Below are 24,830 nucleotides of genomic sequence, written 5' to 3'. Positions count from 1 at the left end.
AATATGCTCATTTGGTCAGTCGAGACGAAAAAAAATGACCGATCCAAGAAGACCTCCTCATTCACCCGCTGATCTTATGATCTTATCCGTGAACGGAAGGTCTCCTAAATGCGGCAGACCAAGAAAGGAGTCCCTTTCTATTTCTTACTTCGAGGTCTTTAACCCGTCAGCCAGAAACACCATCATATATTCCTTGATCTGCTCTTTGCTCAGGGGGGCATGCAGCTGGTTGAGATCGGTTGTAAGGGCAATGTACAGCTTCAGCATGACGAAGGATACCACCTGGGCATCCAGCGGTTTGATCTCGCCGCTTGCCATGGCGCGTTCCACAATCCCCTTCAAATAGCCGACAATCCCGTTCTCTACCTTGGTCAATCCTTCATGCGCCTTAGGGGTCCCGATGTCTCTTACCTCTTGCGAGAGCTTAATGAAGAGCTCATGCTCGCTCCGGAACTCCAGAAGGACATCCAGCACACGATACAGATTGTCGAAGAATTCCCTGTCCTCCCGGATTTCCCGCTCGGCCATCCGCTTCATCTCCATGATCGCCGAGTGCAAAATCTCGTCAAACAGCTCATCCTTATTCGTAAAAAACGTATAAATCGTGCCCTTCCCCACATTCGCGATCTTCGCCACCTGTTCCATCGTCGTCGCCTTGTAGCCGAACAAGGCAAACGATTTGGAGGCCGCATCAAGCACTTGCTTCCGACGGTCCACAGCTGACATGCCAACCCCTCCTCCTGTAATAAGCGCACTTCGTCCGATTTCTCAAAACTGACCGAAATACACTTTTGGTCATTTGGTCAAAATTTACTTTACCAGATTGTCATCCGGTTTGCAATAGGTTTATTTCATATTTAGATCATAGAGCCCTCGGGAGCTCTATTCAACCATCTCTATATTATAGAAGAAAAAGGTCTGGGCAAGGACGCATCCCCGTGGTGGATGGACAAAATAATTGAAATGCTTTCCCCCATCGGCGCGTATATATAGGACGCATGCTCTTTTTTTCCACGCGCTCTTCAAAAAATGATTCCTGTTCTGTAAGATAGAGGGAGAAAGAAGTAGGTGAAATCATGCGATATCCAAGAGTGCTCCTTTTTTCCGAAGGATTCGGTACGGGGCATACGCAAGCAGCTTATGCGCTGGCTGAAGGCATCCGGCGGATGAATCCCGGGATCCACTGCCGCGTCATCGAGCTGGGTAATTTTCTGAACCCGACGGTGGGCCCGTTGATTCTGTCCGCTTACCGCAAAACCGTCAGCACCCGTCCGCGCCTTGTCGGGATGCTGTACCGTTCGCAATATAAGAAATCGTTAAACCGTTTGACGAGGCTGGCGCTGCATCGCATTTTCTACGCACAGGCCGAGCGCGTGATCGAGCAGCTGAAGCCGAATTTGATCATCTGCACCCATCCGTTTCCGAACGCGGTCGTCTCCCGTTTGAAGCGCCAAGGGCTCTCTGTTCCGCTTTATACGCTGATTACCGATTATGATGCCCACGGCACCTGGGTCAATTCGGAGGTGGATGAATATCTGGTATCTACCCCTCATGTGAAAAAGATGCTGATGCACCGGGGAGTTCCTTCGGAGTTCATCCGCGTGACCGGCATACCCGTGCATCCGAAATTCTGGGAGAGCGGCGACAGGAAGGCGCTGGAGGCGGAGCTGGGCATCAACAGCATGCCTACCGTGCTGATCATGGGAGGGGGCTGGGGACTCGTATTCAATAAGGAGCTTCTGAGCAAGCTGGCTGCGAGAGCGGACGATATCCAACTCGTCTTCTGTATGGGCCAGAACGAGAAGCTGGTAGCAAGCATGCGCGAGGACCCGATCTTTCAGCACCCCAACATCCACGTTTGGGGCTACCGTGACGATATACATAAGCTGATGGACGTATCCGACCTCCTGATTACGAAGCCGGGCGGCATGACCTGTACGGAAGGCGTGGCAAAAGGCATCCCCATGCTGTTCTATGAGCCGATTCCGGGACAGGAGGAGGAGAACTCCAATTTCTTTGTCAGCAAGGGATATGCCGAAATATTGGATTCCGCATCCGTGATCGACAAATGGCTGGATCTGCTGTCCAATCACTATGAGCAGGTGCAGGAACATCGCACCTCCACCGCCCAGTCGCGTTCCTCGCATCTGGCGCCGAAGCATTGCGCCGCGGAGGTCATGGAGCTGTTGACGGATGAGCAGCTGCCAGCGATAGGCGACGAGGCTCCACGAGTCTCGGATCAGCCTTAGGGTTGATCGTTATTCTCACGATGTTCAACTGCTTTATTCTAATAGATTCATTCCCGATCGACCGCATAATAAAAAAGCTTCCCTGTCGCTATTCAGACGGGGAAGCTTTTGTTATAGATAGCTAAGATATTGAATCTTTGCTGCTATGAATCTATTCTTCAATGAATCTAAATCTCCAGGCTTTCTCCCGCCTTCAGCGGATGCCCGGATACGCCGGTTTTGGCCAGCTCCTCGCAGAATGCCTGCGCATCCTGGCGAATGCCCGGGAACGTATCGTAATGCACCGGAATGACGTGCTTGGTCCGAATCCACTGCGCCGCGAGGAGAGCATCCTCCGGTCCCATCGTCAGCAAATCGCCGATCGGAAGCGCGGCTGCATCGATGTTATTCATCTCGCCGATCAGCTTCATATCGCCGAATAGGCTCGTATCGCCCGCATGATAGAACTGTTTGCCTCCCATCGTAAGGATGACGCCGCCTGGCTGACCTGCATAAATCCAGGTGTCTCCCACCGAGATGGATGAGGAGTGAAACGCAGGGGTGTACTTCACCTTGAAGCCGTCAAACTGCGCACTTCCCCCGATGTTCATACCATGGGATTTGACCCCCTGGTTCCCGCAATATACGGCAAGCTCATAGACCGCAATGATGGGACAATCGTTGTTCTTGGCAATTTCAATGCAGTCGCCAAAGTGGTCGGAATGCCCATGGGTGAGCACCACCGCATCCACCTTTACATCGCTGGGCGAGATGCCGGAGCCGGGATTTCCGGATAGGAACGGGTCAATGATGACGCTCTTTCCGCCCGCTTCCACTAGAATGCTAGAATGGCCGTAGTACGTTATTTTCATCGTTAAACACACCTCCTACAACCTAGTTTACCCGTTCGGGGACTACTTGTAAAAAGAGTGGTTTCCTATTTTTTTCACAAACGTTCGGGAATGATGCACGGTCAAATCCTGAGCAAGCTTTAAAGACAGAAAAAAATACGTGTCATCCTGAACCGCCTTATGGCCATGAAGCGCCGCATTGACGGATTTGATCGTCTCTTCGTTCGGGTTGACACGCTTAAGACGCCCGTTCGCAACAGGACTGAATTGATGCTTTTGATAGATGACTTCAGTAATGGTATCGGGAAAATTGGCTGACCGCAGCCGGTTTAAGACAACATTGGCAACTGCCACTTTGCCTTCGTACGGTTCGCCTTCCGCTTCCGCCATGACAATCTTCTGGAGCAGAAGCAGTTCTTCAGCTGACAAATCGTAGGTCCAGGTTGCTTGGTCTTTCTGATCCTGGGTCAACGTCTTTGTTCTCGTGAAGAATAAAGTTGTGGGGGGTTTTAGGCTTTCGGCCTGTGACTTGGCGACATGCGTCCCCTTCTTGTTCCCCGTTGTATCCTCGGCAGTCTTGGCCTTCGGCGCTTTAGCCGTCTTCGCTTTAGACTGTGAAATCGGGTTCCCGGTGGCGGTGGTGCCACGCTCTATATTAGGAAAGGAGAGCATATCTTCGCCCTTCATATTCCATGGTTGGTAAACAATTGAAGATAAAATGTTGACAGGTTCCCCATTACTTATGATCTTAGCTTTATTCCCAGCAGGATTGGGGACGCCTTCCGCAGCCAACGCTGTCATCGCAAACCCTGGCTTCGCTTCCAGCTGCTCCCCTTCTGTTGTTTGCATACCAAGCAAGCTTATAAGAGACAAACTCACCAAGAGCGCACCAAGAAGCAGCGCAACCCAGCGATTTTGCCGTAGCAGTTTAATAACCATATTTTTCCTCCTATAATGTCGGCACATTCCTACACTATGTAACCACATTTTTGGGCATTGAAAACATGGTAATTTTATGAACATTTTATTTTTAATTTCAGAAATTTGTTGAAAGCCGCGCCACTCCAACGATTTCGTACATCGGGGCCGCATGTAAATTTGTTCGGAAAAGAACCAGTTCATGAACGTCCCACTGGATGTTTACAGGAGGGCTTCCAATAATGTCCATTGAAAATTTTTCATCCCCTTGAAATTTGCGGGCAATTGTAATGTGCGGGCGATAAGGGCGATCCTCCGGTACGAAACCGTACGATTCCATCCTCGATACGACGGAGCGTTGAAGCTTCGCCAGGGCGTTCAGATCACCCCGGATTCCAGCCCATAAAATTCGCGGCGATGCGCTTGCGCCAAAAACCCCAGCATCGTGTACCCCTAAGGAAAACGGCTTATGCTCTGCAGCTGCCGCCGCAAGCCCGGCCGTCAGCTCGGGAATACGCTCCCTCGGCGTATCGCCCAGAAATTGAACGGTGATATGATAATCCTGCGGATGCACCCATTTGCGGAACGACGCTTGCGGCTTCAGCTTGTCCGCCCATGCAGCAAGACTTGCAGAGGCATCCGGCCACAAATGGACGGCAACAAACAGACGATCCATCGCATTCGAATCCGTGTGTGTCAAACCTGTTCACTTCCTTTCGATTGTCAGCGGCTATGCGGAAAACCGCAATATCTGATAAGATGAACGAAATAGATGTAATTTATGCCCAGGCTCTCATTACATTCCAAGGAGGTAGTACCATGCCTAAAATCATTGCCTTACATGACATTACACCCCAGCAGCGGCAAAAAATCAAGGAAATCGCCCCCAGTTACGAGCTGACCGTCACCAAAGCGAAGGATCTTGCTCCGGGAATGATCCGTAACGCCGACATTCTGGTCGGCTGGTCGCGTACGATCGAGGAGGAAGCACTAGCCCAAGACAGCAAGCTGAAATGGATTCAGGCATGGTCGGCAGGCGTGGATAAATTGCCCCTGAAAAAATTCGAAGAAAGAGCAATCCTGCTGACGAACGCCAGCGGAGTACATAGCGTTCCGATTACGGAGCATATCTTTGCGATGATTCTCGCCTTCAACCGCAATCTCCACCTCGCCGTCCGCCAGCAAACGAACAAGCGCTGGGATACGTCCGGAACCTTCACCGAGCTCGCGGGAAAAACGATCGTGATCGTCGGCGTCGGCCAGATCGGCAGCCATACCGCACGCATTGCGCAGGCCTTCGGCATGCGGACGATCGGCGTTCGGAATTCCGGCAAGCCGGATCCGCATGTGGACGTGATGTATACGGTGGATCAAATCGATGAGGCATTGTCCCAAGGCGACTACGTCGTCAACATTTTACCGCTGACGGCCCAAACCAAGGATATTTTTAATCACGAGCGTTTCTCCGCAATGAAGACCTCCGCGTTCTTCGTTAATGTGGGACGGGGCGCAACGGTGATTACTAGCGATATGATCCAGGCCCTCCAATCCGGCGCGCTTGCCGGAGCCGGCCTCGATGTGTTCGAGGAGGAGCCGCTTCCGCCCGAGCATCCGCTGTGGACGATGGACAACGTCATTATTACGCCGCATATGGCGGGCGACACCGACCGGTACGGGGAACGCGCTGTGGAGATTTTTCTGGACAATCTGAAATCGTACGTCAAGGACGGGACTCTGATCCGCAATGTCATTGATTACAGCAGATCCTATTAGTCTTTCCTGGTGAAACTTCCGGAAAGGCAGCTCTCTTTAGCACAAGGCGAAAGGACGCTCATGGCGGGATTTCCGCCGGGCAGCGTCCTTTTATTTTTGGATATCATGTTTTAAAAAAAGGAGTTAGATCACCCATGCAGCCCTTTACGCAGCGTGTAATTGAAATCATCAAGAGCATTCCCGAAGGCCATGTCATGACCTACGGGCAAGTGGCCCGATTGGCTGGCAGTCCGAGAGGCGCGCGGCAGGTCGTCCGCATCCTTCACTCCCTCAGCCGCATCCATAAGCTGCCGTGGCACCGGGTCGTCAATGCCAAGGGAGAAATTGCAATCCAGGATGACGAGTCCAGGATGATGCAGGAGCTGTATCTTCAAGGAGAAGGGGTCAGCGTTAACCATCGCGGCATGATCGATTTGGATAAATACCGCTACGTTCCCGAGGAATAGCATTGTCGTTTCGTTCCCGAAGAATGGGTTGCCGCCGCTCCCCTTCCAAGCAGCCTTAGTCCCGCCGCCGCTCAACCAGCTCTGCCGGTCGATGACGCGGTTACAGCTAAATGCTTGGGACGAGAACTTACTTATAGCGCAACACCTGTGGGGGCTCTTCTCTTCGGTGACTGGCTACACACATAGCCGGATGCTTCGGACGAAGGTTACCTTGTCTAAAACTGAAAGACTCGCCTGGCTCTCCCGGTCGTTGCTTAGTTACTACTCACACAGCCAGATGCTTCGTTCGAAGGTTCCTTTGCGGGTCGCGCAGCTGCTGAGCACCTGCCATCCCGCCTGCTCCAGCTGCTCAGCCAGCGGCTCGGTGCTCACGATTACCGCCCGGTCTGCCGATCGGCGCAGGCTGTTCAGCATCCGGCGCTGATCCTCTTCCGGAAATACGGAGCACACATTGTAGGGAAGATCCAGAACCGCGGCCTCGAAATGCCCTTCCAGGGTGTTCATGTCCCTTATGGCCACGATGCTGTCATCGTACCCGTAATGAGCCAGATTAACTCGGGCTCCCCGTACCGCAAGCGGGTTGATGTCACAGCCCTCGCAGCGGATGCCCATAGACAGCGCCTCAATCAGCACATTGCCCATCCCGCAGCAGGGGTCAAGCAGCTTAGCACGTGGATCCGGTGCTGCTATATTGACAAGAGCCCGTGCGAGGCGGGATGTAAGGCCGGTCGAGTAATTTTGCGGCTTCTGCTTATGCTGGTGCCAAGCCCGCCGCGGGAGATGGAGCACTCCGAGCTTCCACCCTCCTTGAACCGACAGCAGGCCGAACCGGTGCTCGGGCGTCTTCATGTCGGCCCGGCCTTTCATGCTTCCACCTACAATCCGTTCCATCGCCCGGAGTTCTTTGTACGATTGATGATTCCCAGCCTGCAGAGCGATCACCTTAAACGTCCCTCCGTTAAGCGGGATGCCCGCAGCTCGTTCCGCAAGCTGCTCGATGGAGCTGTCTGCCGCTATAACCTCGACGCATGCGGTCACGAACGGGCTTCGGTCCGGGTCAACCCAGGTATCGCTTTCCAACCAGTCTGTACCATCCGGCTCGTGTCCGAACAGCGCCCTCAGCTCCATTCTGCACAGCTCCAGCTCCGCCTCATGGGAAGCGAAGGTGTATAGATAGGTCGGCTTCTCCATCGCCGGGAATAAACCCGATCTATTTATTCGGTTGCTCATTTTTCGTGTCACAATATCATCTCTTCTACTATATATGTTTAACCGCTTGTTCCTTGAAAATCAGCCCCATGGTCATGCTTAGCGCAATCAAGAATCCGTAATGCCTACATCCCCATCAAAAGTTGGTACGACTTCAGCCGCGCGCCATAATCGGCGACCGGGGTTACGATAAGAAATTCGTCGCACGCATACTTCTCGGCCATTTCCTTCAGCACCGATTTTACGCTTTCAGCGGTACCCGTTAGAATCCGAGGGAAGGATCCTCCATCGTGTCCATCATGTCTATCATGTCTATCATGTCTATCATGTCTATCATGTCTATCGTGTCCATTGTGCTCGTTTTGTCTATCGTGTCCATTATGCTCATCTTGCCCATCTTGCCCATCGCCCACGGTTTTACCTGGCCGGGCAGCGTTGTCCTGCCCCAGCTGCCCACTGCGCTCCTGCCTGAGGCGTGCGGCTGCCGCAGCCATTTCACGGGCCAGCTCCTCTGTTTCCGCGCAAATGACGCTCACTGCCACGATCGTTTGCGGCTTCTTCAGGTGAGCCGAAGGTCTGAATGCTTCCCGATAGGATCGAAGCACCTCGGCGCCGTCCGTATCGCTCATGAACTGCCCGAAGACGTAGCCTGTCCCGAACTCGGCCGCATAGCCGGCACTCTTCGTATTCGTCCCCAGCATCCAGAGCGCAGGAGCAATCCGCGGCACCGGCTTGGCCGCAACCGGCACGTCCTCGTACCGGTAACGGTCCTCCAGCAGCTCGGTCAGCGCCCGGATCCGGTTCGGCAGATCGGCGACATGGCCGAGGAAGTTTCCGCTTAGCGCCATGCTCGTATGCGCCGAGCCGCCGGGAGCCCGGCCGACGCCAAGATCAATGCGGCCGGGATATAATGCTGCGAGCATGCGGAAGTTTTCCGCAACTTTGAGCGGGCTGTAATGTGGCAGCAGAACGGCGCCGGAGCCAAGCCGGATGCGCTCGGTCCGCCCCCCGATATGGGACAGCAATATTTCGGGAGAAGCACAGGACAAATGCTCCAGATCGTGGTGCTCCGCCGCCCAATACCGGTTATACCCCCACGCTTCAGCGTGGCGGGCCAATTCCACAGCCTGCTGCAAAGCCTCTTCAAACGTGCTTTCTCCAAGGCGCGGAACGAGATCGAGCACGCTAAGCTTTAATGATTGATTCAATAAGTCCACCTCCAAGGGCTTAGCACGTCGCTTTCCCTTCATTAATCCGGGTCGCCACACGATCCGATTTTAATCCAGGTCGTAGATGGATCCCACCTTCAGCCCGTACAGCTCATTGTATATCTTTTCCGCAAAGGCATCGGTCATGCCCGCAATATAATCGATGACCATATGCTCCCACGTCCAGATAGGATTCTCCCGCTTCTGGTCGGCCTCGTAGCGCTGGAGCCAGTCGGACGGAATAATGGCTTGCGAAGCTACAGGATCGAGAAAGGCGTCCCACAGCCGCTTGATGATCCACTCGCTGCGCTTTTGCAGCCGCTGCACCCGAAGGTCGCGAATCATCGTCACCCAGGCAAAGCTCTTCAGCACACTAACCGTCCGCAGCATATCCTCGTCCTCGGCCCCGTCTTTGACGAAGGTGACCTTCTTCCAGTTCCCGTTAGGGATGACACCGAGACTGCCGACGAAGAGGCTGACCCAATAAGCCTTCACCTCGCGCCGGGTGCGGGAGTAATCATTCTCGCAGGTCGGCATTTTCTCGTTCCAGACGCGCAGGAACTCGTCCAGCACCGACTCCACCTTCGGATGGATCCGCTCCTTGGTCCAGCCCTTCCACACCTCGTCTTCCAAGGTCATGATTTTCTGCACGATCAGCTTGTTCAAATGGCTGTCCCGAAGAAAATGCTCATGCACCTCAATCTTGCCGGCCTTAATCCCATCCTCCAGATCATGGGCGGAATAGGCGATGTCATCGCATAAATCCATCAGCTGCGCCTCGAGCGTCCGCTGAGTGCCGGGAATGCCCCACTCCTTCCGGATGTGCGAGATATACTCCCATTCGTGCCGGTACATCCCCTTCGGATTCTCCAAGCCGGAGAAGGGATACTTGTTGATCCCCAGCAGCACCGCGTCGGACAGGTTGAGCCCATTCACGTTTTCCCTTTTCTCCAGGAACATGATCAGCCGGAAATTATGCGCATTGCCTTCAAAATGCTCATATTTCCGCCGCATCGCCTGCTGCACCTGTGCCGCCTGCTCCGGCGACGGGATTCCCGGCTGACGCGTCAGCGCCTCCTCGGTCTTCCGATCAATCAGCTTTTCCAATATGCCCTGGAGCACTTCCTCTCCTTTATGCCCGAAGGGCGGGTGTCCAAAATCATGGGCAATCGCCGCGCATTCCACCACCTCGGGATCAATCATCAGCCCTGCATTCTCTGCCGCTTCCGGCAGCACTTCCGGGTAGCTGCGGGCAAGGCTCCTTGCGGCCTCCCTGGCAATCTGCGCCACTTCCAACGAATGCGTCAGCCGTGTCCGGTAGTAATCGCCGGTCCCTGCACCGAACACTTGCGATTTCCCTTGAAGCCGTCGGAACGTCGGCGAATGGATCAAACGGGAATAGTCCCGTTCATACACCGCGCGGGAGGCATCGGACTTCGTCTGCTCCGGATATTGGCGATGCTCTCTAAGCTCCTTCAGCGTCATGTTTCCTCACTCCTGTTTATCTATTTGTCGTCGTTCTAACGCGAGATGTACTTCCGATTATATGCCATCCGGCATCGGAAAGAAAAATACAATCTCCTGGGAGCGGCCCAATTTACAAAAATAACTAAATATCCTGTTCAAGAAGGTTAGATAAACTTACATAAATCAGTTTGTCTTTTTGAACTTGAAGGAGCGAAAAGGACTCTTTTAATGAGGTAAGGAATGGAATATGGAGTATGGAGTATGGAGTATGGAGTATGGAGTATGGAGCCAATGGAACCCAAAGGGATTTTTGTACAGGATATTCAATATATTGAACGGGTTGCGGCCATTAGGGGGGAAGGTTGTAGGATAACGGATGGGTCGAGAGGAACGTATGTATATTGGCAGGCAGGGTATCGAATTTATGAGGAAGGATTTCGCCTGTGTCTCGAGTGCTTCCTTGCGATAGCATGCTACGGCGCCTAAAACCCACTCTCCTCAAAAGATTTAATAGCCGCCTCCCCCATCGTCATGACAGGAGGGGCAGCTATCCACAATGGCATTACAGCATCCTCATATCGCTTCGCAAGCCGCTTAAGCTCGATCCTCATCAGGGATCACTTCTTCGGATCGCTAAATATCCCCATGCGGTGCAGGATTGTGAGCATCCGGTAAAAATCGTAGCTGCCGTCAGGATCGTTCAGCGCTTCCGCCTTCTTGGCCGCTTTCACGGCATCCTCTGCCCACGCCGGAACCTGATCAGGCTGCTGGGTTTCCAGCTTCTTCAGCCTCGCGTGCAACTGCTTGATTGTGTTCCCCTGCTCGCTCAGCGTGTTCAAAGCCGAAGCGTATTGGTTAGCCAGCTGCCGCAGTTCTCCTTGGGTTTTCTGCAGCTCGGCCGTTAACTGTTCGATTTTCATGCGTTCCTCCTCCTCGGGACTAGGCAGATCATAACGGTGGAGCGAATATTGCTCCATGATCGAGATCAGCTTCTGCGGATACTTGGGATCTGTCGCATAGCCGCCTTTCCAGATCTCCGTGGCCGCCGTCTTGTAGTCCGCCCATAAAACCCCGTGATAGCGCTTCGGCTTGTCTCTCGTTCCGTTCAAAATCAGTCTCGTATGGTCGTCCACCGATTCGTGCCAGCCGTTGTACTTGCGGAATTGGGCCTGGACGGTATATGGCGTGTTCCCCCGGTACTCCGTTGTCGGCATTGTCACGCTGCCAGCTGGACCCGTTCCTTTGATGCCGAACAGATTATTGGCCTTTTGCGTCAACCCGCTCGTCCCCCAGTTTGACTCCAAAATCGCTTGCGCCAGCGTCAACGAAGCGGGAACGCCGTATTTTCTCATGTCCTCGGTCGCAATTGGAGCCAGCTTGGCGATAAACTCATGAGGCTTCATCCTTTTTGTCTCCTTTCCCGGCGGTTTTCTTCTCACCCTCCTCCGATTTGATCTGGAAGACCTGTACCACATTACGCAGCGATTGCGGAATCGGTACGCCCATCCGCCCAACATTCTCAAGAATGGACAGCAGCTCATTGGCCAGGTAGAAGAAGATGACCGTGTTTTGAAAATAGTTCATCTCGCCGAGCACCCGGTCAACCAGGTGCATTAACGCGATGATGAGAAAAATCGTGATTTTCCGGGCGATGCCGGCGTAGCCCTTTCGGCTCCGCAGCTCGCCATTCATCCAGGCCGCCCCCCAGCCGGTCAGCCAGTCGATCACCACGAACCACAGCAGCAAATGCAGCGGCAGCGACCAGCCGCCCCAGACATATCCGGTTACGGCACCCGTCCCAGCCACCAGCATCTTAAACAGTTGACCGATGTGCTCATACATAATCGTTCCTCCTTTTTATGATTGAAGGGATGAAAAAGCCCTCGGCGGGCCGAGGGCTTGAAGCTTGTGTTGGCTTAGTCTGCACTGCGCATGCGGATTTGCCTCACCTTTGTTGGCTTATCAGCACTGCGCATGCGGATCCTGCCTAACCTTTGTTGGCTTATCTGCACTGCGTATGCGGATCCTGCTTCCGATCGCTGTTGTCCCCGGATTTTTTTGTGAAGAGTTTTAAGCAAGGTTAAAATCCGGGGACAAAGGCGAACGCTTCGCTTCTTCAGCAGCATTCCGCCTTCTCCGTTGAAGTCTTTTTGGCTTACGCAGATAATGCGAAATCAAAAAGCCTCGCCTGTAATGGCTTTGTACTCCTCTGGCGTAATGACGCCAAACGCTACGTACTGTCGAAGCTGGGGCTTTTGTGCCCACCTTTTCTCGTAGTAATATTTCAAGCGTTCAAAATCGTTCTCAAACATGCAACTCCCCTCCTTCGGATGGATTGCCTTCAAGCGACAGCAGCCGTAGCTCCAGCCCTACGACTTGCGCGCCAAGTGTTTCGTTTTGCCGGCGAATCTCCAGCATCTCCAATTCCCGTGCTACCAGCTCTGTGCCCAGCCAGTCCAACTCGCTTGGGGCTTGCGGCTGGGGTGCAGTGATTCGCTCGATTTCCTCGGGGGTTAGCCCCTCGATCCATAGGGCGGGCATCGGTGGAATGTTCAAGACCGGCCGGTTGCCCCGCTCCTCCTCTGGAGTGGAGTTCCATGCCCTCATCGCCTCTTGATAGGCAGCTTCCGCTGCTTGGATCAAGTCCTCGTATTGCCGCCACGCCTCCAGATCGAAGCGCGGGTGGAAGAGACCGGGTGGAACCGGGATGCCGACGATATAGCCTGCCGGTTCCCGGTCGACTAGTTCATCTCCGGTGCTAGCATTCGAGACATTGATAACTGTATCTAGATGCTCCGGTCCATTGGAAATGGGTAGAGCCGGGGAATAAAAAGGGACGACACCGGTAAAGGTATCGTCCACGAGTTCGTCCTCCAGATAGAGGCCGTCAATATTTACCTTAGGTACGGCTTTCATGGGATACCTCCTTAGAGTGGAATAATCGTATCAATAATCAACCACGTTGGCGGGGAAGTAACCGCATCAATTCGGAAGTCCCCGTCAGGTGTCACTGTAATATACGGATAAATATAGGATGCTTGGGACTGCATGTAGCCCATCACATTACAAAAATGCGTCTTTTCAGGCCTATAACCATCAGGAAGAAAAAAAACTGTACCAGTTGTTCCGAGTTGAATAATCCCACGCACCTGTACACCTAGTCCATCAATTTTTCTGTAACTTAATGGCGCGTCGTATCCTGTATTCCTGCTAGCCCACCCATTCAACAATGTTGGAGTAATCCATCCGGGCGCGTCCTTATCAGCCTTCTTATTTATCAGCACGGATACAGCGGACGTATTCTGTTGCACAACATTTGTCAACTCTTGTAGCATGGCTTTTTCGTTGGTTGTGTATGATCCGCTGAATGGAACAATGGGTGAATTGTCAAGCATTCGGTAGGTGACTGTATAGGTAGCCGTTGGGTCATATAAGGCGTTAGGTGACGGCTCTTGTACAGCAGCCCCAACTTTATCTGTTATAAACCGTACCCATCCAGTGTCAAGCCTGCTGTTCTTATATACTCCTATAATGTCTCTTGCCTTATTTTTGAATCCTGGAGCGTTAGTCCAAGCAAGCGTATTCCCTAAGTTCCACCTACCACCCCCATCTTTCACAGCTGCAATAGGCTCCCGAAACACAATTCCCGTCCCAATCTCGACCTGATTTAAGCCTTCGTTAAACGTCAGCATACCTTCGGATACGATCGGCTCGACTGTTGGTGTGGCGAGTTGGTATACCAGTTGGTATAACGTTATTGTTTTATCATTAAGAGAAGGCGAGATCTCGGATACTGGAACTGATTTTCGTAAATGCACCCAAGTGCTATTCCAGTTTGCGGGAGGCGTGTATCCTATTGGCGTCCAGGTTTTTTGCGCCACGCCTGTTGGGTCGGTATATGGGCCGGCGCTCATGTCCCGCATTACCCAACCCATAAAATACGCTTTTATCTCGTCAGGCGTTGGCGTGTAACCATCGCCCCAACCGCTGTCTGTGTTTGAAATAGAAATATAAAAATTACCATCCGATGATATAGCATTAACGTCCGGTGAAGCTACAGTGGACCCCTGAGGAATTATTTTGCCGTTAAATTTTGTAACAATGCCTGATCCAGGCACGGCGTTTCCTGGAAAACTAGTTACTTGTACTTGCCTGTATCCTGCTGCTGATGATGGTCCAATTGTCCAATTTAATGCCCCATCCAATACAACCTTTTTCCACTTCGCCATCTTAAAATATTGCCCGTCCTTCTCGAACACTTCGTCAGCATTCTCACCGGTTGCAGGATCGGCGTATAAGTCCGTCTGCAGCGCGAGCATAGAATCTTCGCGTGGTTTAAACGGTTTGGGAGTGGGGCTGAGTGTAAGCATCGGGTTTCTGCAAGATGTCTGCTTAGAAGTGTCAAAACTTCTGAACACAACTGCGATGCGGTGCCGATTCCCGACATTAAACGTACCAGTTAGGTCATACGTATACCCGCTTACTCCTGTCATATAATCCTCGCCCGTCACGCCCCATGCAAGCCCTGCGTTCTCCGCCGGCGAGTACCCCTCATGTTCATAGGAAAATGTGTAGTCACAGTATGGAATTACCGGAACATGGAGCGCTGTAAAATCCCCATCTCCTCCCGGCTGAAATGCCAGTTCATAAGGACTAACGATCGCCACTCTTGACGCTTTCGTCCGATAACTTGCCTCATAAAACGGTGGAAGAAGGTTCTCCCCGTACCGGGTCGCATATGGGTTCCGTACCGGCTGGACGCTGTCTACGTACGGATATTCTATATTCTTTTGCGACTCGGAGAGGGAAGGTAATTCATCATAGTCTGCCTTAGAAATCTCATATAAACTTACATTCCTCACATCAAAATTCGCTGTTGCAAATACGTCTCCCGCATAACAAGTACCGACAATAGGATGCAGAAAAGTCCGCTCCGCTGTTGCTTTAAATGAATGGTAAACCCTTTGCCAAACCCCGGTTGAAGTGTTGTCAACATCTACCGCACCATACCAAGTTGCACCAGCTTTTAACTGACCCGGGCCGGAAATACTATTTACTTTAACGTCCATTGATATTAAATAGTAATTATCGGGTATTAGGGTAAATTCCTTTCCATCTACTTGCCTGAAAACAATATATCCCTCATTTGTATTTTTAACGGATACGTTAATAGTCTCCGTATTACGGCCAGTTGTTCCATTCCCAACGCTTAGAGTAGTTACGGCAGGATCATTAACGGAACGATTGCTCATTCGTCCAGCCAAATTCACCAACGTCCGCCCCTTAATCCCGCTCAGCGAAAAGGGCGCGCTTCGCTCCGCGTTCACGATCTGCAGCCCCGGCTGCAGGACGACCTCCCGGCGCGCCTCGGTGTCCAGGCGTTGCTGCAGCGCCTCGATGGCCTGGCTCGCTTCGCCGGCAAAGCGGTCGACCGTGTCCGCGTTCTGGTCGATATATTTCTCCAGATCGAAATACGTCGTTGCCGGCGACGTCCGATCGATTTTGTTCAACCCGATATTCGGTGTTACCGGATTCGTCATTTATGCTCCTCCTCCCAACAATCTGTCTTGCGTCGTAGCCGATAACTGCTCCACCGTCATGCCCTCCACCTCGGCGATCGTAAGGTAACGCAGCGCATAGTCGACGGCCATGTGCGCGGGCTTGATCGCTTCAATCGCCGATTGAAGATCACTCAGATTCGGCGGAATGCCGAGGGTATCCCTGAAATGAATCGTCACCTTGTACTCGGCCGGCTGAACAGAAACCTCGATGCTGCCCCGCTCGTAGGCTTGGGCGACATTTTTGAGCATGCTAGCGGACACCTTGCCGCTTCCCCGCATCTTCGAAATGACGACCGAGCGCCGCTGCTCGAGCGGCTTGGACGGGCTCACCGGGATGCTCAGGTCCTGCTCATACCGGGACAGCGCCCAGGTCGCGGTCTCCGGATAGTACTGATCGATCAGATCCACCAGACTCTCATCCAGCTTGTCCAGCTCAGCTCCTTCCGCATTGGCGATGGCTTTCATGTCCCGGATGCCGTGATAAAAGGACGGGAGATATCCCATCCAGACCTCTGCCTTGCTCATCGCACCGTCACCGTCCCCAGTACGGCGACCGCTTCCGGTTCAATCAAGACGCTCTCGGTCCCTCCATTGACGGTCAGCACCTCGTAGTCGATCACTTCGGGAATATCCAGGATGACGTTGGCAATCCGGTTATACCGGACCAGTGGATCCGTCATGGCGAGGTCCTTCAAATACTGCCGAACGCCCTGCTCAATCGCTTGCTGGACGCCGTCCAAGCCCGCACCATCCAGGAGTGTAACCTGCACTTCAATGTTGACAGGTACTTCAACCGCCCCGGTCACCGTCACAACGGATCCGACTGGAGCAGCTCCCTCGCCCATCCCGTCCATCGTGGGATCGATGTACTGCTGCACAGCTTCTACAATAGATGGCGCGGGCGATCTCATCTCATTGTCCAGCAGAACGACTTTGACCGTTCCCGGCCCGTCCCATAGCGGAAAGGCTTTAGCTTTGCCAACGCCGGCCTGCTCCCGCGCCCACAGCTCATATTGATTTCGATTCGCGCTGGTGACGGGTCGGGAGATTTTTTCCCGGTAACGATCATACAACGCCTCATCGGACTCGGTATCTTCCCCAGGCGCCAGCAATTCGAGCAGCTCCGCCTTCACCAAGCCTTCGATATACTCAAGCGGCAGCAGCGTGCCAAACCGCCGATTGCCCTCTTTGCCGACCGTTTCGCATTCCAGCATATATTCGCCCGCGTCCAGCCGGTCGATGACCGTGTAGTTTAACGCATCCAGCGAAAAACGGCTCCCTATCGGAACCTCCGCCGGTAAATTTTGTTCTCCTATAAAACGTCCGCGCAGCCGCGCTTTCGTGGCCTGCTTACGCGTCAGTCCCGACCAGGCGATGCTCCGGTCCAAAAACTCACCGGAAGCCGTGGCAGCAAACTTGAAGTTCATGGAGGAGCTCAGCTCAATGTAAGCTTGCGCAAGCTCCGCGGCGGCTGGGGCAAGCGCATCGAAGATAATGCTTCCCTCTCTTTTGTCCAGTCCATCCGGCACCCGGCCCAGCATCCGTTCCAGGATCGCTTCATAGGTCTGATCCTCATACATCCTCCCTCACCTCCTTCGTCATCGCAAACGACCCATACACAGTTCGGACCGTAAATTCCGCCATTGCCGTCTCCCCGGCAAAAGAAATATTCATGTCGTCGACCGACAGAATCCGGTCGTCCTGAAGCAGCGCTTCCTTGATATGGCGCTCAATCTCGGCATACGCCCACAGCGGGTCACGCCCGATGACATCATATAGCTCATGGCCGTAGTCGCTGCTGTAGATCAGGTGCTCGAAGCGGCGGGTTTGGAGCACCTTGGCAACGGCCTGCTTGATCGCCTCCAGTCCATCAATTTGACCGGACAACGTCCCCTCTTCCAGGTTCAATCGGTAGGTCAAGCTCGGCTGGTCCAGACTCTCCACCACTTCGGTATCCGGTTGAATCGTGCCTCCCTGCGGAATCATGACGGCTTCACCAGCCGATCCAGCACAAGATACGTCTGTCCGCCCTGGTAACGGAGCAGCAGCACCGTATCCCCGATCTCAAGCCCTTTGCGGATCAATACTTCCTGACCGTCAATATTCAGTTTGTACTCCGTCATGGACTCTCCGATCACTAAAAAATCCTCCGTCAGGCTGAAACGCTGATCCACGTTCACCTCCAGAGGATTCACCGATGTTACCGTGCCATACAGCACCGCTACGGGATTCGTGCTTCCCACGGCGCTCAGGCTCGCTTTTTTGATAATATCCAGCATCATGACTTACACCACCTTCATATTCAGCGACATCGTATGCGTTCCGTCCGAGAACTTGTGCGAGCACTCATCGATGAGATAAGGCTTCAAGCCTTCGCCGGGGAGATTGACGTAAATCGTGTTCCCTGCCCGGACGCGCAGATCGCCGATCGCCTCGATGGAGAGCGTCTGCAGCTCCCTGTTCTTCAGCTCCAGTAAATTTTGGGCAAGCTGCTTCAGCTGCGCCGGATTCATGTTCTCATCGGCAACCTCGTACAGCTGGAGAAGGCCCCACTGGGCGATGTTCTCTCCGTGCTGATAGAGGTAGACGTCCCGCTTCCCGGTCTGCTTGTTATCGCGAACCACCTTAATTCGATTGTACGTCTCGTTGTCGATGCTCTTTTTATAGGAAAAATCCGTCATCAGGCTGTCTTCCCCAACGGCCAGCATCAGCAGCATGTCCTTGATGTTCTTGAGCGTCAGCTTTCCGAACTCGTCGTAAAACATATAGTACTGCTTGGTTGCCATCAGCGTCGCATCCAGCGCTTTGCAGATAATATCGATCAGCTTCTTGTCGGCCTCCAGCATCGCCGGAATGACATGTCCCGTATCGGCCAGCGTCCCTGTCTTCAGATTGAAGTCCTTGGCGATCTTGCGGATAATGTCCTCCACCTTGGCGTTCGTAAACCGGTAGGTGTCGTTGCTGGACAGGTAGCGCAGCTGGTCGTAGGCCATGAGCTTCACCTCGGCATCCATGCCCCACTCTTTGGAGAAAACATAACCGTAAAACAAGTCCTTATCATCCTTGCGGAACCGGACGATGTCGCCGTTCTCAATCTGGAATTGCTGGCTCTGCGCCAAACCGTCGTTCACGAAGCGAATATCCAGACTGGCCGGCTTCGCCTGACGGCTTGTCTTCCATGTGATGTCGGTGACGACCTGCCCGAGATCCCACACGCTTCCGTTCTTCCGGTCTATCATCAGCTCGATCATGCCGTCACCTCCTTTAAGGGATTTTCAACACCCGGCTGACGGCGAGCTTTCGGACCTCATGATCCTTGATGCCGTTCAGCTTTTGGATTTCGGTATGGCGGGAGCCGCTGCCGAGCAGCTTTTGGGCGATGCTCCAGAGCGTGTCCCCCTTAGCTACGGTATACGAGTTCGGCTTCTTCCGGTCATCCGGACGCTCCTTGGTCTTCACCGCGGCCGCCTTGCTGTCCTTGGCCGGCACAACCTTGCGGGCGCCATAGAATACATAGCGCTTGAGGGTGATCGAAAATTCTATATCCTCCGGCGAACCGGACATCGTGTTCCAGCTGAAGCTCTCGATGGAGGCCGCCATGTTGATGCCGAAGGATTTCATCGCCCGTACCACATTCCCGCTGTCCGTACCGCTGAGCGGATCGGGGACCAGACCCGTCATGACAAATCGCACTGGTCTTCGGCTCTCCATCCATCCCTTGATGGTGTTTACATAATCGATGGGGAGCTTCAGCTTGTCCTTGCTTGTATTGACGAAAGGATACGTTCGTCCCGGAAAAAAGCTTTCAAACGATATTTCGGTCAGCTTCGGATACAGGATCGCGTTGATCTCGCCAAGTCCGGCCACGGTGTAGGATTTCCCCTCGCTGCCGTCCTTGACCTCGATCCGTTCCGGATTGACCGGAAAGCGGAATACTTCCTGTTGATTATTAAAACTCAGAAACAGCCCATAATCGCTCATGCTACAGATACACCCCCTCCGCGCTGGATACGAACTGCTCCTCCAGCGTCCGGTTAATTCGGGACATAATCGTATCGAGATCTGCGCCGGAATTAATATCCCCTGTCGTCATCTGCACGGTCGGCGTTAACGTGATCATGTTGCTGATCGCGTTCACTTCGGCCAAATCGCGCATCACTTTGAGATCCTCGCTCGCTACATCAACCGTGTTGTTCACCTGGCCGATGGAATCAATGCTGCCACCCGCAGGGGCAACCGGCACCGGTGCCGCCGGCATGGCAGGCATCGCGGGCATAGGCGTGGCGGGCATGGCTGGAGCCGGCGCAGCTTTAGGATAAGCGACGTCGTAGCCGGTTTTGCCGGCGTTGTTTTGTTTGAGGAGGTCCTCGTAACTTGGCCCCATATCAAGCTCCGGCATGAATTTCTTCTTGAGGTTATCCATGGAGAATTCCTCGATGGCATCCTGACCGGCTTCTTTAAAGCCAGAATAATCAGCCTGAAATTCAATTAATTCGATTTTTTTAGCTTCTACCCCAAGCAGATTCGCGAAGAACCCGGTAACTTTGTTAACCGAGTTTAAGATGCCATTGATAATTTTGATAACGGTATTCACCGTATTCTGAGCCAAGTCGACAATAAATCCGAAAGCATTGCTAAACGCTTGTTTAACGCCTTGCGAAGCCGACATTAAAGTCAAAATAACCGTGACAATGCCAATAATCAACGAAATAATCCGCATGATTGGATTCGCGTTCATTACGGCCCATAAACCTTTAAAGGCTGTAGACAGGATATTAACGACCGTCGAATATACGGTAGTCAAGACTTTTCCAATTGTAAAAATGCTGAGCAATAATAAAATCCCAGCTATTAACGGATAGAGTACAAATCCGACGGATGAGATGGCATTCTTCAGGAATTCCCATGCCGGCGGCACGATCTGAGCTACCCATAAAAATAGCTGTGCTATTAAGGTCAGCCCCATCGAAATGATCAAAATAAAAGGCTCAAAACTTCCTGATGCAAATGCCGCATTCAGCATATCAAGAATTGGGGAGAGCGACTCCAGAGCACCTGTCCCCATCTGAGAAAATGAATTGTTCACGTTCCCAAGCAGCGCCTGCCATTGATTTACCGGTGAATCCATCATAGTGTTCAACCCTTCTTGGGTCATTCCCGCTTTCTGGAGCAGTTGATCCATGGAAACGAGAAATGCGTCAAAATTTCCTTTTGACGCTTCAATCTCATTTTTGAAAGAATCCATGTGGACTTCAGGGATTAAAAATTGTTCAGCCAATGCATCGGTATCTCCCCGCATGGCGCTCATAATGGCCGATGCTGCGTCTGTTGAGCTGCTTTCCCCGGGAGACAGCTTGCTAAGCCTTGCCGCAAAGTTATTCAGCTCTGAAATCTGATCTGAATTTTTGGTCATGGACATGAACGTTAATGCATTATTCAATGATTCTTTGACGTCCAAACCGGCAGATAGAGCATCCTTTTTGAATGTTTCAAACATCGCCGTACCGATCTCGGGATTGCCGACCCTGATCTTGAAAAGATCCTTAAGCGCCTGATCTTCCGCCGCTGGAACAATCACGGTCTCTACTACGAACTGCATATGGGAATACGCTTTTTTCATCGAATTCATTACTTGGCTCAGCTGGCTTGCCTGCTGGGCACCGTTAACAATTTGGTTGTTCAAATTCTGCATAGCGCTCGTCGAAGCGGTGATCGCACTATTCACCTGATTAAAAGCCTGATTCATACCGTTTACAAGTCCCGTAACTCGGCTGATTAGGGCTGGATTAAGAAAAAATGCAGGGTTTCCCACACTCGCCATTCCCTCACCCCCTTCTTCTAAAATCTATCTTCGCTTCCGGATCCGCTCCCGCTTCTCCTTCTCCACCCGCATCGAAATCATGGCATAGATGGCGGCCCGTTCCCGGACCGTCATCGCCATGAGCTCATGAGGAAGGATGTGCAGTTCGTGGAGGGCGTAGTACGCATAGTTCGCGTCGCCGTCGCCCTCGTTGATTAGTTTTTTACTTCATCCACCAGCTCGTTCATATCGCGGTCAAAGCCGTTAAGGGCCTGCACGCGCTCGCCGAGCGCCGCAAACTCGCCCGGAAGCAGCATTTTGCGCAGCAGGGACTCTGCACCAAGCACGCCGTACGATTTTTGCAGCTCGCTGTTTTTCAAATCCGGGTAAATGACGCTCGTCACCATCAGCTTCGCCATATAGTCATTCGGATCGATCTCCGGCGTATACACGCCGTTCTTGCCCTTCACCTTGCGGGTGGCGGCACGGCGGCACTCCTGGTTCTCCTCCTCCGTAATGCTGCGCAGCTTCCACGGAACGGGCTTGCCCTCCGCATCCTTGAAACGAATGGAGACCACGAATTCCTCCGTGATCTCCGCCGGCGACTGACCTGCAAAAAACATGCTAAAATCGCTCATTTTCCTTCCTCCTCTTGTTTGTTCGTATTAGGCCAATGGGTTGAACGGGGTTTCGATCCGCACGTTCTCAAACGTAAACGCCACTTCTTCCTCCAGCGCCTCCGCTTCGGTATCCAGGGAAGCCATGATGACGCTGTCGAGGTTGACCCCCTCCAGGATGACCGTCTGCCGTCCGGTGGACGAGCCCGGATCCTCGTTGCGGACCTCGATCATGAAATAAGCGTCCTGTCCGGTCTGGATATATTCCATCATCAGCTCGCGGAACAGCGAGGTGACATAATAGATGGTCATCGTGCCGCTGCCCTTCCAGCCGATCGCCTTATGCTGCACGGCGCGCTGGCCCATCGTTTTCAGCTCAGCCTTCTCTTTCTCCACCGTAGCTTCCAGCGTTTTGATATAAAACATTTCCTCCATACGGTCGCCAATCTTGACGAATGCCTTGCCCTCTTGTCCCGAAATCGTATCGCTTGCACGCAAAAATGCCATCTTAGACCACCTTCACTTTCATGTATACTTTTTCAATTGCATCGACCGGCTGAACCTTGATATCGACGAACAGCACGTCACCCTCGGTACCTGGCGTCACCACAATATCCTCATTCGCGTTGAAGTTCTGGATCGCCCCGATATTCTGCAGGGAAGCGAAATACGCAGCGCACTCTGCCCAGAACAGCGTCCGACCGTCCACGTTGTTGTCGACTTTGCCGATGTAGGACTGCTCGAAGATGAGCTTCAGATCGTTCGCAATGCCGTCCAGGACGCGGACTACCCGGTTTTTGGAAAAATGGCGCGCCTTGGCCGGCTCGATCGACGTAAAGCTGTTAATGTCCTGCTCTACCACGGCTTTACCGCCGCTGTAGCTGAACAGGAATTCGCCCTTCGTCAAAGCTTCTTCAATTTCCGTATGGCTCAGACGAATATCGGTATCGACCGCTTCATCATAAGCCGCATACGTCAGCGACTCATTAACGGCTGCAGCAGCCGTGGCGCCCGTCACCCAGGCAACCGCCTTAACCTTGTCCACGACGGTGCCGTCGGTGAGGACAACGCCGTTTTTCACGCTGATAATGCCTTCGTAATCCGCCGCCGGATAATCCGGAAGCACGGCCTGCACCTTCTTGCCTTCCTGCTCGCGCAAGCGCTTGATGAACGCCGTGTACAGCGATTTGAGGGTAGGATCGTCCGAAGCCAATCCCACCGTCTGGAAGTCTTGAACCTCAAGCGCAGCCAGAAAATCGACATGCTCCTGGTTCGTCACGGTCCCGTTCGCACCGCCTGTCAGCGCAAATCCAGCCGTTGCGGCCAAATCGCCGGCATCCGGCGCGAAGGTTACATACAGATTCGGCTGCAGTTCCTCGGCGTTCGCAACGAGCTGCTTGTCCACGGCTTTGCCGCTCAGCAGGGTGCTGACGACGAACTTGCCCGGATCATCGACCGCGTTCTCGATCACGATGCGGATATCGTTGCCGCGCTCCCCGCCGTACCGAGCGGTCACGCTAAGCCCTGCTACGGCTCCTGAAGCTTGAACGCCGCTGTTCAGGCGGTACAGCAGAAGCGTTCCTGCCCGCTTGAGCGTTTCTTTTACCAGCAGCAACTGAGGGGACGTGATATCGTAGCCCAATTCCTCCAGCAGATTGCTGCCTGGTTTGATGGTTAGAAGCTTATGCGGCTCTCCCCATGGAAGGGAGAGTCCCAGCGCAGCGATCCCGCGTTCGCCGACGCGCCCGATCGGCTGCTCCTGCGATGAGATTTGGGTGTATACCCCAGGTCTTACTTTGTTAGGTGTTGTCCATGTTCCTCCGGCCATTTAAATGACCTCCTTTTTCAAAAATGTGGTAAGCTGTTCCTTCGCTTGCTGGACGGTGTACGACGTCTCTTCTGCCAAGATGGCGTTCAGCACATCCTTCTCCCGATGGGTGAATTGCTGGGACTGTACCAGCTGGTGTTTCGTAAACGCCGGTGCTGCCTGTTTCTTGCTCATTTCAAACCGCCTCCTTGTTGTAAGGTTTGCATCTTTGGAACGGATTCGGCTGAATCCGAAGATACCTGAATAACATACTCTGCGCGGAAGTATCCGTCTTCCGCCGCAGCTCCTTCTCTCTCCGGCCGCTCCCATGCGACCGCCGCCGCCCGGCATGGTCGGCCTTCCACTTCGAGCTCCGTCAAGCTCTCCAGCATCTCGTCCATGATCCCCGCCACGGGCTGCCCCGCCGCAGGCTTATAAAAGATGCGGAAACGAAAACGAGCCGCATATCGTCGTTGCGATATCGGCTCGAATTCGGCTAACGCCAGCTCGGTATGGAAGTAGGGTGGTTCTGGTATAGGAACGGCATCCTCCTTGGAAATCAGGGGGATGCCGGGGAAGGAGCTGTTTAGTCGGGATGCTAGTGCATCCGTGATGTGTTGGGTTAGCATGGGGGCTCCTTTCGGTAAGGTGAAATTAGAACGACCGTTAATGAAACAACATAATGGGCTTAGTATTGCTAAGTAATTGCAACTTTCATCTCAACGAAAAGTCGGACACCACTTGATAATGTTTTTTTAAAGTTATAATTATAAAAATGGCTAACGAATTGTAGCACCCAATGCTGCATATTCAACATTTGTCATTAGCGTGTACTCTTTCGGTGAGATAAATTTTGCGGCGACAAAGGTCTTAAAGGCTATCATTACCGGATCTTACTCAGCACCTCCGTTCAGGACAGCCACTTCCAAGAATAGCGCCCCCACG

The 24,830-nt window shown here is 53.0% G+C and carries 27 protein-coding genes; 3 read left to right on the top strand and 24 right to left on the bottom strand.

Features of this window, described 5'->3' with window-relative positions:
* Window positions 1-144 precede the first annotated feature (144 nt).
* Entirely contained in the window at window positions 145-726 is a 582-nt protein-coding gene (locus NST44_RS10520; protein WP_028405882.1) for a TetR/AcrR family transcriptional regulator, read from the bottom strand.
* 350 nt (window positions 727-1,076) lie between these two features.
* On the opposite strand from NST44_RS10520, the gene NST44_RS10515 reads away from it, so the two are divergent.
* On the top strand, window positions 1,077-2,249 hold the full coding sequence (locus NST44_RS10515; RefSeq protein ID WP_210094511.1) for an MGDG synthase family glycosyltransferase: 1,173 nt from the start codon (window positions 1,077-1,079) through the stop codon (window positions 2,247-2,249).
* A gap of 167 nt (window positions 2,250-2,416) precedes the next feature.
* Here the strand turns inward: NST44_RS10515 and NST44_RS10510 are convergent, their stop codons facing one another.
* The 3 genes from NST44_RS10510 to thpR form a co-directional block, all read right to left on the bottom strand.
* Window positions 2,417-3,100, bottom strand: coding sequence for a metal-dependent hydrolase (locus NST44_RS10510; RefSeq protein WP_210094512.1), 684 nt, complete (start codon window positions 3,098-3,100; stop codon window positions 2,417-2,419).
* Between the two features lie 42 nt (window positions 3,101-3,142).
* A complete protein-coding gene (locus NST44_RS10505) occupies window positions 3,143-4,018 on the bottom strand; it encodes a cell wall hydrolase (RefSeq protein ID WP_340899248.1) in 876 nt (291 codons plus the stop codon).
* A gap of 97 nt (window positions 4,019-4,115) precedes the next feature.
* On the bottom strand, window positions 4,116-4,697 hold the full coding sequence (thpR, locus tag NST44_RS10500) for an RNA 2',3'-cyclic phosphodiesterase (RefSeq protein ID WP_340899246.1): 582 nt from the start codon (window positions 4,695-4,697) through the stop codon (window positions 4,116-4,118).
* A gap of 119 nt (window positions 4,698-4,816) precedes the next feature.
* Between thpR and NST44_RS10495 the strand changes: the two genes are divergently transcribed.
* Together NST44_RS10495 and NST44_RS10490 are read left to right on the top strand one after the other, a co-directional pair.
* Window positions 4,817-5,770: a D-2-hydroxyacid dehydrogenase gene (locus NST44_RS10495; protein ID WP_340899242.1), complete on the top strand. Its 954-nt coding sequence runs from the start codon at window positions 4,817-4,819 to the stop codon at window positions 5,768-5,770.
* Window positions 5,771-5,904: 134 nt separating this feature from the next.
* Window positions 5,905-6,216 carry an MGMT family protein gene (locus NST44_RS10490; protein ID WP_007132074.1) on the top strand — a complete coding sequence of 104 codons (312 nt, stop codon included), beginning with the start codon at window positions 5,905-5,907 and terminating at the stop codon, window positions 6,214-6,216.
* 261 nt (window positions 6,217-6,477) lie between these two features.
* Here NST44_RS10490 and NST44_RS10485 read toward each other — a convergent pair whose 3' ends face one another.
* The 20 genes from NST44_RS10485 to NST44_RS10390 form a co-directional block, all read right to left on the bottom strand.
* Entirely contained in the window at window positions 6,478-7,446 is a 969-nt protein-coding gene (locus tag NST44_RS10485) for a TRM11 family SAM-dependent methyltransferase (protein ID WP_340901428.1), read from the bottom strand.
* 104 nt (window positions 7,447-7,550) lie between these two features.
* A complete protein-coding gene (locus tag NST44_RS10480) occupies window positions 7,551-8,633 on the bottom strand; it encodes an MsnO8 family LLM class oxidoreductase (RefSeq protein WP_340899238.1) in 1,083 nt (360 codons plus the stop codon).
* A 69-nt stretch (window positions 8,634-8,702) separates the two neighbouring features.
* A complete protein-coding gene (locus tag NST44_RS10475) occupies window positions 8,703-10,118 on the bottom strand; it encodes a deoxyguanosinetriphosphate triphosphohydrolase family protein (RefSeq protein WP_077568024.1) in 1,416 nt (471 codons plus the stop codon).
* Between the two features lie 599 nt (window positions 10,119-10,717).
* On the bottom strand, window positions 10,718-11,503 hold the full coding sequence (locus NST44_RS10470) for a glycoside hydrolase family 73 protein (RefSeq protein WP_007132070.1): 786 nt from the start codon (window positions 11,501-11,503) through the stop codon (window positions 10,718-10,720).
* Complete coding sequence (locus NST44_RS10465; RefSeq protein ID WP_099478494.1) at window positions 11,490-11,942, bottom strand: phage holin family protein; 453 nt, start codon at window positions 11,940-11,942, stop codon at window positions 11,490-11,492. The genes NST44_RS10470 and NST44_RS10465 overlap by 14 nt, the downstream gene beginning before the upstream one ends.
* Window positions 11,943-12,274: 332 nt before the next feature.
* A complete protein-coding gene (locus NST44_RS10460; RefSeq protein WP_340899231.1) occupies window positions 12,275-12,412 on the bottom strand; it encodes an XkdX family protein in 138 nt (45 codons plus the stop codon).
* Window positions 12,405-13,016: a hypothetical protein gene (locus NST44_RS10455; protein ID WP_340899229.1), complete on the bottom strand. Its 612-nt coding sequence runs from the start codon at window positions 13,014-13,016 to the stop codon at window positions 12,405-12,407. The genes NST44_RS10460 and NST44_RS10455 overlap by 8 nt, the downstream gene beginning before the upstream one ends.
* Window positions 13,017-13,027: 11 nt before the next feature.
* The gene (locus tag NST44_RS10450) at window positions 13,028-15,640 is read right to left on the bottom strand and encodes a hypothetical protein (protein WP_340899227.1); all 2,613 of its coding nucleotides are present in this window, start codon (window positions 15,638-15,640) and stop codon (window positions 13,028-13,030) included.
* Window positions 15,641-16,186, bottom strand: a complete 546-nt coding sequence (locus tag NST44_RS10445) for a YmfQ family protein (RefSeq protein ID WP_210094522.1) — start codon at window positions 16,184-16,186, stop codon at window positions 15,641-15,643.
* Window positions 16,183-17,241, bottom strand: coding sequence for a baseplate J/gp47 family protein (locus NST44_RS10440; protein WP_210094523.1), 1,059 nt, complete (start codon window positions 17,239-17,241; stop codon window positions 16,183-16,185). Before NST44_RS10440 ends, NST44_RS10445 begins: the two co-directional genes overlap by 4 nt.
* Window positions 17,234-17,647: a DUF2634 domain-containing protein gene (locus NST44_RS10435; protein WP_210094524.1), complete on the bottom strand. Its 414-nt coding sequence runs from the start codon at window positions 17,645-17,647 to the stop codon at window positions 17,234-17,236. Before NST44_RS10435 ends, NST44_RS10440 begins: the two co-directional genes overlap by 8 nt.
* The gene (locus tag NST44_RS10430; protein ID WP_210094590.1) at window positions 17,644-17,940 is read right to left on the bottom strand and encodes a DUF2577 domain-containing protein; all 297 of its coding nucleotides are present in this window, start codon (window positions 17,938-17,940) and stop codon (window positions 17,644-17,646) included. Before NST44_RS10430 ends, NST44_RS10435 begins: the two co-directional genes overlap by 4 nt.
* Before the next feature lie 6 nt (window positions 17,941-17,946).
* Window positions 17,947-18,912, bottom strand: coding sequence for an XkdQ/YqbQ family protein (locus tag NST44_RS10425; RefSeq protein ID WP_210094525.1), 966 nt, complete (start codon window positions 18,910-18,912; stop codon window positions 17,947-17,949).
* 13 nt (window positions 18,913-18,925) lie between these two features.
* On the bottom strand, window positions 18,926-19,642 hold the full coding sequence (locus NST44_RS10420) for a LysM peptidoglycan-binding domain-containing protein (RefSeq protein WP_210094526.1): 717 nt from the start codon (window positions 19,640-19,642) through the stop codon (window positions 18,926-18,928).
* Between the two features lies 1 nt (window position 19,643).
* On the bottom strand, window positions 19,644-21,482 hold the full coding sequence (locus tag NST44_RS10415; protein ID WP_210094527.1) for a hypothetical protein: 1,839 nt from the start codon (window positions 21,480-21,482) through the stop codon (window positions 19,644-19,646).
* A gap of 194 nt (window positions 21,483-21,676) precedes the next feature.
* Window positions 21,677-22,099 carry a phage tail assembly chaperone gene (locus NST44_RS10410; protein ID WP_007132059.1) on the bottom strand — a complete coding sequence of 141 codons (423 nt, stop codon included), beginning with the start codon at window positions 22,097-22,099 and terminating at the stop codon, window positions 21,677-21,679.
* Window positions 22,100-22,126: 27 nt separating this feature from the next.
* Window positions 22,127-22,585 (bottom strand): phage tail tube protein, encoded by a 459-nt coding sequence (locus NST44_RS10405; protein ID WP_007132058.1) that lies wholly within the window; start codon window positions 22,583-22,585, stop codon window positions 22,127-22,129.
* Between the two features lies 1 nt (window position 22,586).
* Window positions 22,587-23,906, bottom strand: coding sequence for a phage tail sheath family protein (locus NST44_RS10400; RefSeq protein ID WP_340899218.1), 1,320 nt, complete (start codon window positions 23,904-23,906; stop codon window positions 22,587-22,589).
* Window positions 23,907-24,080: a hypothetical protein gene (locus NST44_RS10395; protein ID WP_340899216.1), complete on the bottom strand. Its 174-nt coding sequence runs from the start codon at window positions 24,078-24,080 to the stop codon at window positions 23,907-23,909.
* Window positions 24,077-24,514 (bottom strand): phage tail terminator family protein, encoded by a 438-nt coding sequence (locus tag NST44_RS10390; protein ID WP_340899215.1) that lies wholly within the window; start codon window positions 24,512-24,514, stop codon window positions 24,077-24,079. The genes NST44_RS10395 and NST44_RS10390 overlap by 4 nt, the downstream gene beginning before the upstream one ends.
* Window positions 24,515-24,830 lie beyond the last annotated feature (316 nt).

The organism is Paenibacillus sp. FSL W8-0919 (assembly GCF_038003785.1).
In the GTDB taxonomy this organism is placed as follows: domain Bacteria; phylum Bacillota; class Bacilli; order Paenibacillales; family Paenibacillaceae; genus Paenibacillus_AQ; species Paenibacillus_AQ lactis.
This window is presented reverse-complemented; position numbering and strand designations above follow the sequence as displayed.

What these genes read in the sequence shown, in the direction of transcription:
- NST44_RS10470 (WP_007132070.1), bottom strand. Translation starts at nt 11,503, where the DNA reads ATGAAGCCTCATGAGTTTATCGCCAAGCTGGCTCCAATTGCGACCGAG.
- NST44_RS10485 (WP_340901428.1), bottom strand. Translation starts at nt 7,446, where the DNA reads ATGAGCAACCGAATAAATAGATCGGGTTTATTCCCGGCGATGGAGAAG.
- NST44_RS10515 (WP_210094511.1), top strand. Translation starts at nt 1,077, where the DNA reads ATGCGATATCCAAGAGTGCTCCTTTTTTCCGAAGGATTCGGTACGGGG.
- NST44_RS10395 (WP_340899216.1), bottom strand. Translation starts at nt 24,080, where the DNA reads ATGAGCAAGAAACAGGCAGCACCGGCGTTTACGAAACACCAGCTGGTA.
- NST44_RS10390 (WP_340899215.1), bottom strand. Translation starts at nt 24,514, where the DNA reads ATGCTAACCCAACACATCACGGATGCACTAGCATCCCGACTAAACAGC.
- NST44_RS10405 (WP_007132058.1), bottom strand. Translation starts at nt 22,585, where the DNA reads ATGGCATTTTTGCGTGCAAGCGATACGATTTCGGGACAAGAGGGCAAG.
- NST44_RS10450 (WP_340899227.1), bottom strand. Translation starts at nt 15,640, where the DNA reads ATGACGAATCCGGTAACACCGAATATCGGGTTGAACAAAATCGATCGG.
- NST44_RS10475 (WP_077568024.1), bottom strand. Translation starts at nt 10,118, where the DNA reads ATGACGCTGAAGGAGCTTAGAGAGCATCGCCAATATCCGGAGCAGACG.
- NST44_RS10495 (WP_340899242.1), top strand. Translation starts at nt 4,817, where the DNA reads ATGCCTAAAATCATTGCCTTACATGACATTACACCCCAGCAGCGGCAA.
- NST44_RS10415 (WP_210094527.1), bottom strand. Translation starts at nt 21,482, where the DNA reads ATGGCGAGTGTGGGAAACCCTGCATTTTTTCTTAATCCAGCCCTAATC.
- NST44_RS10490 (WP_007132074.1), top strand. Translation starts at nt 5,905, where the DNA reads ATGCAGCCCTTTACGCAGCGTGTAATTGAAATCATCAAGAGCATTCCC.
- NST44_RS10520 (WP_028405882.1), bottom strand. Translation starts at nt 726, where the DNA reads ATGTCAGCTGTGGACCGTCGGAAGCAAGTGCTTGATGCGGCCTCCAAA.
- NST44_RS10440 (WP_210094523.1), bottom strand. Translation starts at nt 17,241, where the DNA reads ATGTATGAGGATCAGACCTATGAAGCGATCCTGGAACGGATGCTGGGC.
- NST44_RS10420 (WP_210094526.1), bottom strand. Translation starts at nt 19,642, where the DNA reads ATGAGCGATTATGGGCTGTTTCTGAGTTTTAATAATCAACAGGAAGTA.
- NST44_RS10435 (WP_210094524.1), bottom strand. Translation starts at nt 17,647, where the DNA reads ATGATTCCGCAGGGAGGCACGATTCAACCGGATACCGAAGTGGTGGAG.
- NST44_RS10410 (WP_007132059.1), bottom strand. Translation starts at nt 22,099, where the DNA reads ATGAGCGATTTTAGCATGTTTTTTGCAGGTCAGTCGCCGGCGGAGATC.
- NST44_RS10445 (WP_210094522.1), bottom strand. Translation starts at nt 16,186, where the DNA reads ATGAGCAAGGCAGAGGTCTGGATGGGATATCTCCCGTCCTTTTATCAC.
- NST44_RS10505 (WP_340899248.1), bottom strand. Translation starts at nt 4,018, where the DNA reads ATGGTTATTAAACTGCTACGGCAAAATCGCTGGGTTGCGCTGCTTCTT.
- NST44_RS10400 (WP_340899218.1), bottom strand. Translation starts at nt 23,906, where the DNA reads ATGGCCGGAGGAACATGGACAACACCTAACAAAGTAAGACCTGGGGTA.
- NST44_RS10455 (WP_340899229.1), bottom strand. Translation starts at nt 13,016, where the DNA reads ATGAAAGCCGTACCTAAGGTAAATATTGACGGCCTCTATCTGGAGGAC.
- NST44_RS10430 (WP_210094590.1), bottom strand. Translation starts at nt 17,940, where the DNA reads ATGCTGGATATTATCAAAAAAGCGAGCCTGAGCGCCGTGGGAAGCACG.
- NST44_RS10460 (WP_340899231.1), bottom strand. Translation starts at nt 12,412, where the DNA reads ATGTTTGAGAACGATTTTGAACGCTTGAAATATTACTACGAGAAAAGG.
- NST44_RS10510 (WP_210094512.1), bottom strand. Translation starts at nt 3,100, where the DNA reads ATGAAAATAACGTACTACGGCCATTCTAGCATTCTAGTGGAAGCGGGC.
- NST44_RS10465 (WP_099478494.1), bottom strand. Translation starts at nt 11,942, where the DNA reads ATGTATGAGCACATCGGTCAACTGTTTAAGATGCTGGTGGCTGGGACG.
- NST44_RS10425 (WP_210094525.1), bottom strand. Translation starts at nt 18,912, where the DNA reads ATGATCGAGCTGATGATAGACCGGAAGAACGGAAGCGTGTGGGATCTC.